General features: G+C 70.7%; 10 protein-coding genes. 4 read left to right on the top strand and 6 right to left on the bottom strand.

Annotation, left to right across the window (positions count from 1 at the left end; all coding sequences use genetic code 11):
* Positions 1-6 precede the first annotated feature (6 nt).
* Positions 7-336, top strand: a complete 330-nt coding sequence (locus ACLBX8_RS11190) for a winged helix-turn-helix domain-containing protein (protein ID WP_091681636.1) — start codon at positions 7-9, stop codon at positions 334-336.
* 404 nt (positions 337-740) lie between these two features.
* Here the strand turns inward: ACLBX8_RS11190 and fdhF are convergent, their stop codons facing one another.
* The 3 genes from fdhF to ACLBX8_RS11175 form a co-directional block, all read right to left on the bottom strand.
* A complete protein-coding gene (fdhF, locus tag ACLBX8_RS11185) occupies positions 741-3,710 on the bottom strand; it encodes a formate dehydrogenase subunit alpha (RefSeq protein WP_447715111.1) in 2,970 nt (989 codons plus the stop codon).
* A gap of 55 nt (positions 3,711-3,765) precedes the next feature.
* On the bottom strand, positions 3,766-5,484 hold the full coding sequence (locus ACLBX8_RS11180; protein ID WP_447715110.1) for an NAD(P)H-dependent oxidoreductase subunit E: 1,719 nt from the start codon (positions 5,482-5,484) through the stop codon (positions 3,766-3,768).
* 62 nt (positions 5,485-5,546) lie between these two features.
* Positions 5,547-5,861 carry a hypothetical protein gene (locus ACLBX8_RS11175; protein ID WP_020094840.1) on the bottom strand — a complete coding sequence of 105 codons (315 nt, stop codon included), beginning with the start codon at positions 5,859-5,861 and terminating at the stop codon, positions 5,547-5,549.
* 250 nt (positions 5,862-6,111) lie between these two features.
* Here ACLBX8_RS11175 and mobB point away from each other — a divergent pair, with 250 nt between their 5' ends.
* The 3 genes from mobB (at position 6,112) to ACLBX8_RS11160 (ending at position 8,383) form a co-directional block, all read left to right on the top strand.
* The gene (gene mobB / locus ACLBX8_RS11170; protein WP_447715109.1) at positions 6,112-6,630 is read left to right on the top strand and encodes a molybdopterin-guanine dinucleotide biosynthesis protein B; all 519 of its coding nucleotides are present in this window, start codon (positions 6,112-6,114) and stop codon (positions 6,628-6,630) included.
* 4 nt (positions 6,631-6,634) lie between these two features.
* The gene (locus ACLBX8_RS11165) at positions 6,635-7,891 is read left to right on the top strand and encodes a molybdopterin molybdotransferase MoeA (RefSeq protein WP_447715108.1); all 1,257 of its coding nucleotides are present in this window, start codon (positions 6,635-6,637) and stop codon (positions 7,889-7,891) included.
* A 138-nt stretch (positions 7,892-8,029) separates the two neighbouring features.
* Positions 8,030-8,383, top strand: a complete 354-nt coding sequence (locus ACLBX8_RS11160) for an avidin/streptavidin family protein (protein ID WP_100251753.1) — start codon at positions 8,030-8,032, stop codon at positions 8,381-8,383.
* Positions 8,384-8,476: 93 nt separating this feature from the next.
* Here ACLBX8_RS11160 and ACLBX8_RS11155 read toward each other — a convergent pair whose 3' ends face one another.
* The 3 genes from ACLBX8_RS11155 to ACLBX8_RS11145 form a co-directional block, all read right to left on the bottom strand.
* Entirely contained in the window at positions 8,477-9,688 is a 1,212-nt protein-coding gene (locus ACLBX8_RS11155) for an acyl-CoA dehydrogenase family protein (RefSeq protein ID WP_447715107.1), read from the bottom strand.
* Between the two features lie 282 nt (positions 9,689-9,970).
* On the bottom strand, positions 9,971-12,124 hold the full coding sequence (locus tag ACLBX8_RS11150) for a PAS domain-containing sensor histidine kinase (protein ID WP_447699269.1): 2,154 nt from the start codon (positions 12,122-12,124) through the stop codon (positions 9,971-9,973).
* Between the two features lie 157 nt (positions 12,125-12,281).
* Positions 12,282-13,976 carry an AMP-binding protein gene (locus tag ACLBX8_RS11145; RefSeq protein WP_447715106.1) on the bottom strand — a complete coding sequence of 565 codons (1,695 nt, stop codon included), beginning with the start codon at positions 13,974-13,976 and terminating at the stop codon, positions 12,282-12,284.
* Positions 13,977-14,023: the final 47 nt, after the last annotated feature.

Genomic DNA, 14,023 nt, shown 5'->3' with positions numbered 1-14,023 from the left:
ATCAGTTTGCGGATCGAGCTCGGCTCGGACACCCTGCTGGGACCGGGCAAGGCCGCCCTCCTGAGCGGCATCCGCGACACCGGCTCCATCGCCGCCGCGGGGCGCCGGATGGGCATGAGCTACAAGCGAGCCTGGTACCTCATCGACACGTTGAACAAGGCGTTCCAGGAGCCGCTCGTCTCCGCGAGCAAGGGCGGCCGCCGGGGCGGCGGGGCGGTCCTGACCAGCACGGGCGACGCCATCCTCGACAGTTACCTGCGCATGGAGCGGCTCGCCTCGGAGGCCGTGGCGGGCGAGCTCGACCTTCTCGCCTCGCTGATGAAGGTTGATTCGTAGGAGCGAGGCCGCGCAGAGGCGCGCCTCCGTGGGGAGCGGCCTCTCGAGGTCGGGCCTCGGCTTCGGTCTGTGCAACCCGCTCCGTCATCGCGAGCGCAGCGAAGCGACCCAGGGCCGCGCGACATCGGTCAGCGGGGCGCCGACTGGATTGCTTCGCTGCGCTCGCAAGGACGGCACTGGGCCGATCAACCGGAAACGGTATCAGCCCGCTGCGTCATCGCGAGCGCGGCGAAGCGACCCAGGGCCGCGCGACATCGGTCAGCGGGGCGCCGACTGGATTGCTTCGCTGCGCTCGCAAAGACGGCACCGGGCTGATCAATTGGAAACAGTATCAGCCCGCGAGCCCGATGTCCGCCGCCAGGGGCCGGCGGCACGCCTGGGCGCGCCGCCGGAGGTCACGCCGCCTACTCGGCGGCCATCGCCGTGTGGACGGCGGAGGCCCGGGCCGCGCAGAACTTGAACTCCGGGATCTTGCCCATCGGGTCGAGCGCCGGGTTCGTCAGCAGGTTGGCCGCGGCCTCGGCGTAGCAGAACGGCATGAAGATCATGCCGACCGGCACGTCGCGATCGGAGCGCACCTTCAGGTGGACAGCGCCGCGGCGCGTCTCCAGCTTCATCGTGTCGCCGGGCTCCAGCCCGAGCCGGTAGAGCTCCTTCGGGGCCATGAAGGCGACCGCCTCGGGCTCCAGCGCGTCGAGGACGCCGGCGCGCCGGGTCATCGATCCGGTGTGCCAGTGTTCCAGCACGCGGCCGGTCGACAGGACCATCGGGTAGTCCTCGTCCGGCAGCTCGTCCGGGGGCACCACGGCGGCCGGGACGATCTTCGCGCGCCCGCTCTCGGTGGGGAAGCCGGCGTAGAAGATGATCTCGTTGCCGGGCTGGTCGGGCGCGTCGACCGGGTAGGTCACGGCGCCCTCGCGCTCCAGGCGCTCCCAGGTGATGTTGTTGAACGACGGCATCACCATGGCCATCTCGCGGAAGATGTCGGCCGGGCCGCCGTAGTTCCAGGGCAGGCCGAGGCGCTTCCCCAGTTCCTGGATGATCCACCAGTCCTGCCGCGCGTCGCCCGGCGGGGACACCACCGGCTGCGAGATCTGCACGCGACGGTCGGTGTTGGTGAAGGTGCCGGCCTTCTCGGCGAAGGCGGAGGCCGGCAGCACCACGTCGGCGTGGAAGGCGGTCTCCGTCAGGAACAGGTCCTGCACGACGAGGTGGTCGAGCATCGCCAGGGCGTGCCGGGCGTGGTTCAGGTCCGGGTCGGACATCGCGGGGTTCTCGCCCTCGACGAACATGCCCTTGATCTCGCCGGCGTGGATCGCCCGCATGATCTCGACGACGGTGAGACCCTTCTGCGGGTCGAGCTTCTGACCCCAGAACTCCTCGAACATCTCCCGCACCGCGGCCTTCTCGACCGACTGGTAGTCCGGGTAGACCATCGGGATCAGGCCGGCATCGGACGCGCCCTGGACGTTGTTCTGGCCGCGCAGCGGATGCAGGCCGGTGCCGGGGCGCCCGATCTGCCCCGTAACGAGGGCGAGCGCGATCAGGCAGCGCGAGTTGTCCGTGCCGTGGACGTGCTGGCTGATGCCCATGCCCCAGAAGATGATCGAGGACTTGGCCCGGGCGTAGAGCCGGGCGACCTCGCGCAGGGTCTCGGCGTCGATGCCGCAGACCGAGGCCATCTTCTCCGGCGTGAACTCGACGATCTTCTCCTTAAGCGCCTCGAAGTTCTCGGTGTAGCCGGCGATGTACTGCTCGTCGTAGAGCCGCTCCTCGATGATCACGTTGAGCATCGCGTTGAGCATCGCGACGTCCGAGCCGGGCTTGAACGCGAGGTGCTTGTAGGCGTGCCGCGACAGCACCTGCCGGCGCGGGTCCATGACGATCAGCTTGGCGCCGCGCTGCTTCACGGCGTTCTTGAGGAAGGTCGCCGCCACCGGGTGGTTCACGGTCGGGTTGGCGCCGATCACGATGATGACCTCGGCGTCGAGCGCCGCCGAGAACGGCGCCGACACGGCGCCCGAGTTCAGGCCCTCCATGAGGGCGGCGACCGACGAGGCGTGGCACAGCCGGGTGCAGTGGTCGACGTTGTTCGAGCCGAACCCGAGCCGCACCAGCTTCTGGAAGAGGTAGGCCTCCTCGTTCGAGCCCTTCGCGGAGCCGAACCCGGCGAGCGCCTTGCGGCCATGGGTGTCGCGGACCGTCTTGAGGCCGCCGGCGGCGCGGTCGAGCGCCTCCTCCCAGGTCGCCTCGCGGAAGTGCGTCCACGGGTTGGCCGGGTCGACCTGGTCGTTGGCGTCCTTCGGGACGTTGTCCAGGCGGATCAGCGGCGCCGTCAGGCGGTGGGGGTGGTGGACGTAGTCGAAGCCGAAGCGGCCCTTCACGCAGAGCCGGTTGTGGTTGGCCGGGCCGTTCACGCCCTCGGCGTAGACGATCCTCTCGTCCTTCACCTTGTAGGAGACCTGGCAGCCGACGCCGCAATAGGGGCACAGCGAGGTCACCTCGCGGTCGGGATAGACCGTCCGGGTGTTGTGCTCGGCGTCGAGGTAGGCGGACGGCATCAGCGCGCCGGTCGGGCAGGCCTGGACGCACTCGCCGCAGGCCACGCAGGTCGAGCCGCCCATCGGGTCGTCGAAGTCGAACACCACCTTCGCGTCGGCCGAGCGGTAGGCCATGCCGATCACGTCGTTGACCTGGACCTCGCGGCAGGCGCGGACGCAGAGGTTGCACTGGATGCAGGCGTCGAGATTGACGCTCATGGCCGGGTGGCTGAAGTCGCCGGTCCAGCGCTCGGCCGCGGGGAAGCGGCTCTCGGACACGTCGAGAAAGTCGGCCTGCACCCAGAAGTGCGATGTCGGGTCGTGCGAGGTCGCGCGCTCGGGCTGGTCGGCCACGAGCAGCTCGAGCACCATGGCGCGGGCCTTGGTGGCGCGCTCAGTCGCGGACTTGACCTTCATGCCCACGGCCGGCGTGCGCTTGCACGAGGCGGCCAGCACGCGCTCGCCCTCGATCTCGACCATGCAGGCGCGGCAATTGCCGTCCGGGCGGTAGCCGGGCTCGGGCTTGTGGCAGAGGTGCGGGATGTGGGTGCCGAGGCGCTTGGCGACGGCCCAGATCGTCTCGCCGGGGGCGGCCTCGACCTGCTGGCCGTCGAACTCGAACGCGATGGTCGGGGGGGCGGTCGGCCGCTCCTTCAGATCGTGCAGGCCCGACGGCTCCGGGGCCGCCTGGCCGCCCGCCTTCGCGCCTTCCGAGTAGGAGCCGCCGGCTCCCGGCTTCGGGCCCGGCGCGGGGCCGCCCGCATCCTGCAGCCCGTCGGCCCGGATCTCGGGCTTCTCGGTCTTGTCGCCGCGCTGTTCGGGGGCGTTGCTCATGCGGCCGCTCCTGGCTCGGACATCGGGATAGAATTCGCCGGTACCATCGGTTGCCTCACTCGGCAGCCGCGGCGCGCGGGGCGGGGAACAGTTCCGGGAAGTACTTGATGACGCTGCTGAGCGGGTTCGAGGCGGCTTGGCCGAGGCCGCAGATCGAGGCGTCCCGCATGCACTGGGACAATTCGCCCAGGAGCTCGGTGTCCCAGACGCCCTGCTCCATCAGGATGCGGGCCTTCTGGGTCCCCGAACGGCAGGGGGTGCACTGCCCGCAGCTCTCGTCCTCGAAGAACTTCATCAGGTTCAACGCGGCGCCGCGCACATCGTCCCGGTCGGACAGGATCACGACGGCGGCGGAGCCGATGAAGCAGCCGTACTTCTCCAGCGTCCCGAAATCGAGCGGGATGTCGTTCATCGACGCCGGCAGGATGCCGCCCGACGCGCCGCCCGGCAGGTAGGCCGCGAAGGTGTGGCCCTCCGCCATGCCGCCGCAATACTCGTCGATCAGTTCCTGGATGGTGAGGCCGGACGGGGCGAGCTTCACCCCCGGCTCCTTCACGCGCCCCGAGACCGAGTAGGAGCGCAGGCCGACGCGGTCGTTGCGGCCGTGGCTCTTCCACCAGTCGCCGCCCCGCTCGATCAGGTCGCGGACCCAGAACAGCGTCTCGATGTTGTTGATCAGCGTCGGACGGTTGAACAGGCCGACCTGGAACGGGAACGGCGGCTTGTGCCGCGGCAGCCCGCGCTTGCCTTCGAGGGACTCGATCAGCGAGGATTCCTCGCCGCAGATATAGGCGCCGGCGCCGCGGCGCAGGTGGATGCGCGGGCCGCCCGCGGGGAGCTTCGCGATCTCGCGCGTCAGGATCTCGCGGGAGATGGGGTATTCGTCCCGCAGGTAGATGTAGACCTCCGGCGCCTCGACGACGTGGGCGCCGATCAGCATGCCCTCGAGGAAGCGGTGCGGGTCGGTGTTGAGGTAGAGCTGGTCCTTGAAGGTGCCGGGCTCGCCCTCGTCCCCGTTGACCGCCATCAGCCGGGGGCCGGGCTCGCCGCGCACCGAGCGCCACTTGCGCCCCGTCGGGAAGCCCGCGCCGCCGAGGCCGCGCAGGCCGCCGTCGTCGAGCACCTTCAGGACGTCGTCGACCGGAAGGTCCCCGCTGCGGAGCCGGTCGAGGGTCGCGTACCCGCCGGCGGCCCGATAGGCCTCGTAGTCGACGTAGTCCGGGATATGGGCGTGCGTGTCGCCGGCCTCGACCGCGGCCCGCACGGAGGCGAGGTCTGCCTTGTGCAGGAAGTTGTGCCCGACCTCGACGGCGGGCGCATGGTCGCACAGGCCGACGCAGGGCGCGCGCACGACGCGGACGGCGTCGGAGGCGAGTTCCCGCTGGAGCGTCTCCAGCAGCTCGTCGGCGCCGAACATCGCGCAGGTGATGCTGTCGCAGACCCGGACGGTCAGCCGCGGGATCGAGGCGTCACCCTCCTTCACGACGTCGAAATGCGCGTAGAAGGTCGCGGTCTCGAACACCTCGGCGAAGGCCAGGGCCATCTCGTCGGCGAGCGCCGCCAGGTGCTCGGCGCTGATCTGGCCGTAGGTGTCCTGGATCAGGTGCAGGTGCTCGATGAGCAGGTCGCGCTGGCGCGAGCGGGAGCCGAGAAGCGCCTCGATCTCGACCTTCGCCCGCGGCTCGACCTGGCGCCCCTTGGGGACGCTGCGCGCCTTGTTCCGCCCCCGGCCGGGATGCGAGAAAGTCCTGACTGTCCCCGGTGCCTCACTCATGCGGTATCTGATTTCCAACTGCTGGGACGGGTGGTCGCGGTGTCCTGAGGTCCGGTCGGGGGCTACTGGCCGCCGAAGGCCCGGAGCGGCTGGCCGGCCTCGGACCGCGGCTTCATCGTGGCCGTGCCCGTCGCCTCGTCCAGGGACGTGACCCTGGGTCCGACGACGGAGCGCAGCTCGGTCTCGAACGCATCGAGGGCGTCGTTCAGGCGGTCCATCAGGGAGCCCGGCGCGTCTCCGGCCGGCGACGCGGCCGCCTGGGCGAGCGCGTCGCGGACCCGGCCGGCGAGCTCCTGCGTGAGCGGCGGCTTCGCGTCGGCGCAGTAGGCGTCCGTCACGATGGCGGCCCAGTCCGCCGCGGAGGATGCGTCGCCCATGCTCAGGCCTGCGCGATCGAGGGACGGTTGAAGTCGTGCATGGCGTGCCCGTTCGGGTCCGTTGGCGTGGCGCTCGCTCGTGGCATACCAAATGGCAGCCGTTATAGCGGAGGTGTTATATCGTTTTTGAAGTCGTTTCAATTTGCGTGACGCCGGGGTCACGCGTCCCGGCGGCGCGGCCGACGCTTGCCCTGAGCCCTCGCGCGGGGCAGTGGGAACGGCACGAGAGGGGCTGTCAGCGGTGTCCGGCATGCGCGTAATCGGACTCGCCGGGTGGAGCGGGGCCGGCAAGACCAGCCTGCTGGTCCGGGCCATCCCCCTGCTCGTCACCCGCGGGGTGCGGGTGGCGACCATCAAGCACGCCCATCACGACTTCGACACGGACTGGCCCGGGAAGGATTCCTACGAGCACCGCAGGGCGGGCGCGAGCGAGGTTCTGATCTCGTCGGGCCGCCGCTGGGCCCAGGTCCACGAGCTGCGCGACGAGCAGGAGGCGAGCCTCGGCCAGCTCCTGCGGCGGATCAGCCCGTGCGACCTCGTCGTCGTGGAAGGGTACAAGCGGGAGCCCATCCCCAAGATCGAGGTCCATCGCGCCGAGACCGGCCGCCCGCCCCTCCATCCACTGGACACCACCATCGTGGGCATCGCGAGCGACGTCGCGTTTCCGGCCTCGGGCATTCCCGTCGTAGATCTGAACGACGCGGCGGCGGTGACGGGGCTGATGCTCGACGTGGCCGTTCCCTTCGAAGACGTCCTCGGGAGGCTCTAGCCGGATGGCCCAGCTCAGCGACGACTGCTTCGCGTTCGGCGGCCCTCTGATGACCATCGAGGACGCGCACGCGCTGTTCGGCGAGCGCCTCGCAGCGATCGTCGGCACCGAGGACGTTCCCGTCCCGGACGCCGACGGGCGCGTCCTGGCCGAGGATTGCGTCGCGCCCATCGACGTCCCGCCGTTCCCCAACTCGGCCGTCGACGGCTACGCGGTCCGTTTCGCGGACCTGCGCGCCTCCGATGCGACGATCCTGCCGGTCGGCGCGGTCGTCGCGGCCGGCGCCTCCCCCGAAGGCGTGTCGGTGGCGGGCTCGGCCGCCCGGATCTTCACCGGGGCCCCGATGCCGGCGGGGGCCGACACCGTCTTCATGCAGGAGGACGTCCAGGTCCTGCCCGACGGCCGGGTGACCCTGCCGCTCGGGCTGAAGCGAGGCGCCAACAGCCGCGACGCCGGCGAGGACGCGGCGAAGGGCTCGACGATCATCGCGGCCGGCCGGCGTCTCCGGCCGCAGGACCTGGCCCTGGCGACCGCGGTCGGCCTGCGCACGCTGAAGGTCCGCCGCACCCTGCGGGTCGGCGTGTTCTCGACGGGCAACGAACTCGTCGAGCCCGGGGCGGCCCTGGGGCCGGGCGCGATCTACGACTCGAACCGCGTCCTGCTGCTCGCTCTTCTCCGGCGGATGGGCGTCGCGGCGCGCGACCTCGGCGTCATCCGCGACGACCCGGCGGCCCTCGCTTCCAGGCTCTCGGCGGCGGCCGCCGAGCACGACGTGATCCTGACTTCGGGCGGCGTGTCGACCGGCGACGAGGATCACGTGAAGACCGCCGTCGAGAGCATCGGGCGCCTCGTGTTCTGGCGGCTGGGGATCAAACCGGGACGGCCGGTCGCGATGGGCATGATCGACGGCAAGCCGTTCCTGGGCCTGCCGGGCAACCCGGTGGCTGTCTACGTCACCCTGCTGTTCGTGGTGCGGCCGCTCCTCGCCCGGCTCGCCGGCGAGGCCTACGCGCCGTCGCGCGGATTCACCGTCAGGGCGGCCTTCCCCTATCGGAAGCGCGCGGGCCGCAGGGAGTTCGTCCGGGTCAGCCTCGCCCGGGACGCCGACGGCGCCTGGGAGGCCCGGAAGTTCCAGCGCGACGGCGCGGGCATGCTGTCATCGCTCACCGAATCCGACGGCCTCGTGGAGCTGGAGGATGACCGGACCGAGGTCGTGCCGGGCGACGCCGTGCGGTTCCACCCGCACGGGGCCCTCTGGTAGCGGGGCCGCGCCCAGCGCCTCACGCGACGCGGACCGCGCCCCAGCATTGCCGGGCTCGCGCATCCGTTATATCAAATCTGCTATATCGCTTGTGATGGGCCGTGCGAGCGGCCGCTCGATCGGCGGGCTTGAGCAACGATGTTCGATGGTGTCTGGCGGAGCCAAGCCGGCGCGGAACTCCGCCTCCTCCAGATGGGCGAGGCGGTCTCCGGGACCTACACCGCCGCCGATCCCGGCTTCGCGCAGACGCATCGAAGCCGCATCCTCGTCGGCACGGCCGAGGGCGACATCATCGGCTTCGTGACCAGCACGTCGTCGCCCCAGGAGATCACGGCCTGGACCGGGCGCCTCGTCCGGACCGACGAGAAGACGGCCGAGGCGATCCACGCGGTCTTCCACGCCGTCGAACGGTCTCCGCAGCCGAAGGCCGTGGCCGATCACGTCGCGCTCGAGACGACCATCTTCTCGAAGGTCGAGAACGCCTGTTCGTGAAGCCAGGGTCGCGTCCCTCCTCGATGGGGTCCCGAGGAACGGGGGCGACCGTGGCGCGAGGAGCGGTCGGCGCATGCGTGATCGGCGACGGCTCTAGATGAACGGCGCGTCGGCTTCGAGGCCCAGAAGGATGCGGCCGGTCGGCACGAGCAACCGGTCCTGATAATGCATGTGCTGGCAGGCCGCGTAGACATCGCGGAGCTGGCGCGCGAACGGCAGGTCTTCGAGGACGGCGGAACTGCCGGCCGCCTCGTACATGCTCGTGACCACCTGCTTCCCGACATGGCCCGCGTACCAGCAGGCCCGCCGAAGCTTGGCCTGCCACGCGAGCGTTATCGGACGGCCGTTCTCGGCTTCCCACCAGAATTCGGAGACCGTGTCCCGGGCCAAGGCGCGCGCGGCACCGAGGCTCGTCTCGGCACGCGCGATCGCGACCTGGACATCCTCGCGAAGTCTCAGGGGCACCTTGCCGCCATGCGGTGTCTTCGTCTGCGCGAGATCGATGAACGCGTCGATCGACGCCCGGGCGATCCCGAGCGGAACACCGATGGCGGCGATCGCGGCCGCCGATGCCATGGGCAGCATGTAGAGGGGCCTTCTGTCGCGAGGCATCATGAGGCTCGCGCCGTCGATGGTCTGCTCGTTCGGCACCCAGATGTCGGTGCACGCGACGTCGTGACTCCCGCTGGCCCGGAGCCCCCCGGCATTCCAGTTGCCGACGACCTCGACATCCTTCGAGGCGATGAAGACGCCGCGCAGCGACGGCCGCCCGTTCTCGTCGAGCTTCGGCCGCTCGCCGTCGATCTCCACACACATGAGTGCGGACACGGAACTGTAGCGGCAGAAGCTCGCCCAGGACCAGCGTCCGTTGATCCGCCAGCCGGATCCATGGCGAACCGCTGTTCCCGTCGGCTGGCCGCTCCCGCTGCCCGCGAACTTCCTGCCGGCAGGGATGAGCGAACGCATCACGTCCGCGTCGATCAGGTCGGCGAAGCGTGACGCGCCCCCGGACGAGATCGCGGCGCACCAGGCGACCGAACCGTCGAGTTCCGCCAGAGCTTCGATCGCCGCCAGGACGCTCAGCGGATGCGCTTCAGGACCGCCCAGGCCCCGCGGAAGCCAGAGCTGCGCGAGACCGGCGTCGATGAGCGCCTCTGCGACCGGCTCCGGCAGGTCCGGGCCGACAGCGAGGGCCGACCGGTGCTCCGCGATGAGGGGCCGAAGCGCCGCGACGGTCGCGAGAAACGCCGCGTCCGGATCTCCGGCTCGCGCGGAAGGGCGGATCGAGGGGGCGACACCGTTCATTCTCAGACCTCATGACTGTCCGAGATGCATAGTAAGTTCGGTGGTCGGCCGCTTCGTGTCTGTCGGAAGAGTTTTTGGTTACGATCGTAACTGGGGCCGCCGTCGGACGATAATATCTGCCGGTCGGGACGCGGTAGATCGCGCTGTAACGGTTGTCGTTGGATTTTTCCGCGCTGGATCCGCGATGATGATGCTTGAATGCTTCGGGTGGACGGTCTCGTGATCGCGGAAGCCGCTGACCAACGTTGACGGATCGCGCGCGCATCGCGGCCTTCGCGCGACCTAGGACACCGGCATCTCGATGCGGCAGCGCACGCCGTCGCGGTCCAGCGCGTACTCGACCGTGGCGCCCAGGGCATATGCCAGCGCCTCCTGGATCAGCTCGGTCCCGTAGCCGCGGCGGGTGACGCGCGCCGCCTGCGCGGGCAGGCCGCTCTCGATCCAGCACAGGGCCAGTCGGCGGCGCTCGCGCCGGTCGCGCACGATCTCCCAGGTGACGCTGAGATGGCCGGTCCCGGTCTTGAGCACCCCGTGCTTGACCGCGTTGGTCGTCAGCTCGTGGACGGCGAGGGCGAAGTTCTGCACCTGTCGCGCGGTCAGGTGCACCTCGGGGCCGGCGACGGTCATGCGGTCGGTCGCGCCGTCGACGTAGGCGGCCAGCTCGGCGCGCACCAGCGCGCCCACCTCGACCGAGTCGCTGCCGTACTGGCTGAGCAGGCCCTGCGCGCGGCTGAGCGCCTGCAGCCGCGCCTCGAACGCCTCGACCGAGCTGCCCTGCCGCAGTGTCTTGCCCGCCACGGCGCTGACGACGCCGAGGAGGTTGCGCGTGCGGTGCTGCAGCTCGTTGATCAGCACTTCCTGGCGCGCCAGCAGCCTGTGGTGGTCCGTGACGTCGATGTTCACCCCCGACCACTTGCGGATCGACCCGTCGGGGTTCGTGATCGGCACCGCGCGGACGTTCGACCACCGCCAGGACGCGCTCGGGGCGTGCCACAGGCGATACTCGTGATCGACCGCCGTCCGCGTCGCGACGGCCTGCCGCCACTTCGCTTCCGTGAGCGCCCGGTCGTCCGCGTGGATCGCGTGGATCCAGCCGCGCCCGAGCCACTCGTCCGGGCGCTGCCCGGTGAACGCGCGCCAGCCCGGGCTGTCGACCTCGATAAGGCCCTCGGCCGAGGCCTCCCAGCTGAACTGACCGAACCCCTCGACCAGCCCGCGGAACCGCTCCTCGCTCGCGCGCAGATCGTCCTCCACCCGCTTGCGCGCGGTCACGTCGCTGGCGGCGCCGAACCATTCGCGGATCTCGCCGTCATCGTCGAGCAGCGGCACGGCCCGGGACAGCGCCCAGCCCAGGCTCCCGTCCGCCTGCCGGACGGGGTGCTCCAGCTCGAACATCGTCTTGGATCGGATCGCCCGCTGGATGGCCTCGCGCAGGCGCGGCTGGTCGGCCGGATCGATGTAGGCGCTCAGCCAGTCGTCGTTCGGGGTGACGGTGTCGGCCAGGAAGCCGCGGCCCTCCAGAACCCGCAGCTCGCTCCAGTCCGGGCTCATGCGGTAGATGACGTCCGAGCTGGCCGTGACGAGGGCGCGGAACCGCTCCTCGCTCGCGCGCAGCCGATCCTCGGCGCGCTTGCGCTGGAGGATGTCCTTAAACAGGACCGCCACCTGCCGCCGTTCCGGCGCCCCGATCGGGAAGGCGTAGACCTCGTACCAGCGCCCGAGCGCGTCGGCGCGGTCCTCGAAGCGTTCCGCCTTGCCGGTTCGGACGATCCGGCCGTAGGTCTCGAACCAGTGCGGCTCGAGGTCGGGCGCCAGCGCCCGGACCGTCCGGCCCACCGCGTCGCGGAGCCCGGTCTGCTGCTCGAAGGCCGCGTTCACGGACAGGAAGCGGTAGTCGACCGCCCGCCCGGCCGCGTCGAGCAGGACCTCGATGGTGCAGAAGCCCTCGTCGATGGCGTCGAAGAGGTTGCGGTACCGGGCCTCGCTCGTGCGCAGCTTGGCCTCGGCGCGCAGGCGCTCACCGATCTCGAAGCCGGTCATGTGGACGGCCATGACCTTCCCGTCGGCGTCGCGCACGGGCACGAGGAGCGCGTCGAAGACGTCCTCCGCGGCGCCCTCGCCGCGGGTGTCCAGCGGCTGCCCGGCCACCTGCACGGCCTCGCCCGCGAAGGCGCGCGCGTAGAAGTCCGCGACCGTCGCCCACCCCTCCGGGAACGTGCGCGCGAGCGGCCGGCCGAGACCCTCGGGGTGCCGGGCGCCGTAGAGCCGGGCGGCGGCGTCGTTGTAGATCAGGAGGCGCTCGGGCCCGCAGACGAGGGACGCGACCAGCGGGCTGGCGAGCACCTGCTCGACCATCACCTTGAGGCGCTCCGGCCAGCGGGCGGCCGGCCCCAGCGGCGTCCGCTCCCAGCCGAAGTCGCGGATGCGCGCGGCCATCTCGCCGTCGCCCTGTGGCCATGCCGACACTGATACGCCGCCTCGGTGATGTCGCGCGCCAGCATGTCCGCTCGCGGCGCGCGCAGCAACGTTCAAGCCCGATCGGACGACGAAATCTTCGTTCCGCCGGGCGATGACAGCATTCGCGGAGACCGGCTCAGGCCGTCTCGGATCGCGCGAGGCCCAGCTGCTCCTCCACGCACCGACGCATCACGAATTTCTGGATCTTTCCGGAGACCGTCATCGGGAAGGCGTCGACGAACTGGATGTATTTCGGGATCTTCTGATGCGCGATCTGCCCCGCGCAGAACGCGCGCACCGCCGGCTCCGACAGGGTCTCGCCGTCGCGCAGCCTGATCCAGGCGCACAGCTCCTCCCCGTATTTCGGGTCGGAGACCCCGAAGACCTGGACATCCTGGATCTGCGGATGCCGGAAGAGGAACTCCTCGATCTCGCGCGGATAGATGTTCTCGCCGCCGCGTATGACCATGTCTTTGATCCGGCCGACGATGTTGCAGTAGCCCTCCGCATCCAGCGTCGCGAGGTCGCCGGTGTGCATCCATCCGGCGTCGTCGAGGACCTCCGCGGTCCGCGCGGCATCGCCCCAGTAGCCGAGCATGACCGAGTAGCCGCGCGTGCACAGCTCGCCGCGGGCGCCCCGCGGCGTCACGCGTCCCTCGGGATCCACGATCTTGACCTCGAGATGCGGGTGGATCCGGCCGACGGTCGTGACGCGCCGCTCCAGCGGGTCGTCGCTCGAGCTCTGGAAGCTCACCGGGCTGGTCTCGGTCATGCCGTACGCGATGGTGACGTCGCGCATGTGCATCTGCTCCACGACCCGGCGCATCACCGCGATCGGGCACGGTGCGCCCGCCATGATCCCGGTCCGCAGGGAGCGGAGATCGAAGCGCGCGAATTCGGGATGGTCGAGCTCGGCGATGAACATGGTCGGCACGCCGTAGAGCGCGGTGCAGCGCTCGGCCTGCACGGTCTCCAGCGTCGCGCGCGGGTCGAAGCCCTCGCCCGGAAACACCATGGCGCAACCGTGGGTCAGGGCCGCGAGATTGCCCATCACCATGCCGAAGCAATGGTAGAGCGGCACCGGGATGCAGATCCGATCCTCGGCGGTCAGCCGCATCGCGCGGCCGACGAAGTGGCCGTTGTTGAGGATGTTGTGGTGGGTCAGCGTGACGCCCTTCGGGGCGCCCGTCGTGCCGCTGGTGAACTGGATGTTGGCCGCGTCGTCGAACTGCATCGCGTCGGCGAGGTCGCGCAGGGCGCCGGTGCCGGCCGCATCGCCCCGGGCCGCGACCGCGTCGAACGGGACCGTCCCCGGGGCCGGCGGTCCGCCGATCTGGATCACCGTGCGCAGGTGCGGCAGGCGGGCGGCGGACAGCCGGCCCGGCCCGGAGGCGGCGAGTTCGGGGGCCAGGGTGCCGAGCATCCCGAGATAGTCGCTGGTCTTGAACGCCGTCGCCGTCACCAGGGCGGTGCAGCCGACATTGTTGAGCGCGAATTCCAGCTCCGACAGCCGGTAGGCCGGGTTGATCGTCACCAGGATCAGCCCCGCCCGGGCGGCGGCGAACTGGGTCAGCACCCACTCGGCGCGGTTGAGCGACCAGATCCCGATGCGGTCGCCGGGCCGGAGGCCGAGGGCGAGCAGGCCGGCCGCGAAGGCGTCGGCTTGGTCCCTCAGCTCGCGCCAGGTCCATCGGACGCCCTGGGCGTGCGCGACCAGCGCCAGGTGATCCGGCCACGCCGCGGCGGCGCGATCCAGGGCCTGGCCGATGGTCAGGCCGAGCAGGGGCTCGCCGATCGCCCCGTGGACATAGCTCACCGCCCGGTCGCTCATGTCGTCCTCCCTCGTTCCTCCGAACGCGCGCGCCGCCGCGGCGCTGT

The organism is Methylobacterium sp. D48H, assembly GCF_053345715.1.
Note: the sequence above shows the minus strand (reverse complement) of the source record. Positions and strands in the feature narration are given on the sequence as shown.

Excerpts from the sequence above, each read along its gene's own strand:
- mobB (WP_447715109.1), top strand. The coding sequence starts at position 6,112 with ATGCGCGTAATCGGACTCGCCGGGTGGAGCGGGGCCGGCAAGACCAGC.
- fdhF (WP_447715111.1), bottom strand. The coding sequence starts at position 3,710 with ATGAGCAACGCCCCCGAACAGCGCGGCGACAAGACCGAGAAGCCCGAG.
- ACLBX8_RS11150 (WP_447699269.1), bottom strand. The coding sequence starts at position 12,124 with ATGGCCGCGCGCATCCGCGACTTCGGCTGGGAGCGGACGCCGCTGGGG.
- ACLBX8_RS11160 (WP_100251753.1), top strand. The coding sequence starts at position 8,030 with ATGTTCGATGGTGTCTGGCGGAGCCAAGCCGGCGCGGAACTCCGCCTC.
- ACLBX8_RS11175 (WP_020094840.1), bottom strand. The coding sequence starts at position 5,861 with ATGGGCGACGCATCCTCCGCGGCGGACTGGGCCGCCATCGTGACGGAC.
- ACLBX8_RS11180 (WP_447715110.1), bottom strand. The coding sequence starts at position 5,484 with ATGAGTGAGGCACCGGGGACAGTCAGGACTTTCTCGCATCCCGGCCGG.
- ACLBX8_RS11155 (WP_447715107.1), bottom strand. The coding sequence starts at position 9,688 with ATGAACGGTGTCGCCCCCTCGATCCGCCCTTCCGCGCGAGCCGGAGAT.
- ACLBX8_RS11145 (WP_447715106.1), bottom strand. The coding sequence starts at position 13,976 with ATGAGCGACCGGGCGGTGAGCTATGTCCACGGGGCGATCGGCGAGCCC.
- ACLBX8_RS11165 (WP_447715108.1), top strand. The coding sequence starts at position 6,635 with ATGGCCCAGCTCAGCGACGACTGCTTCGCGTTCGGCGGCCCTCTGATG.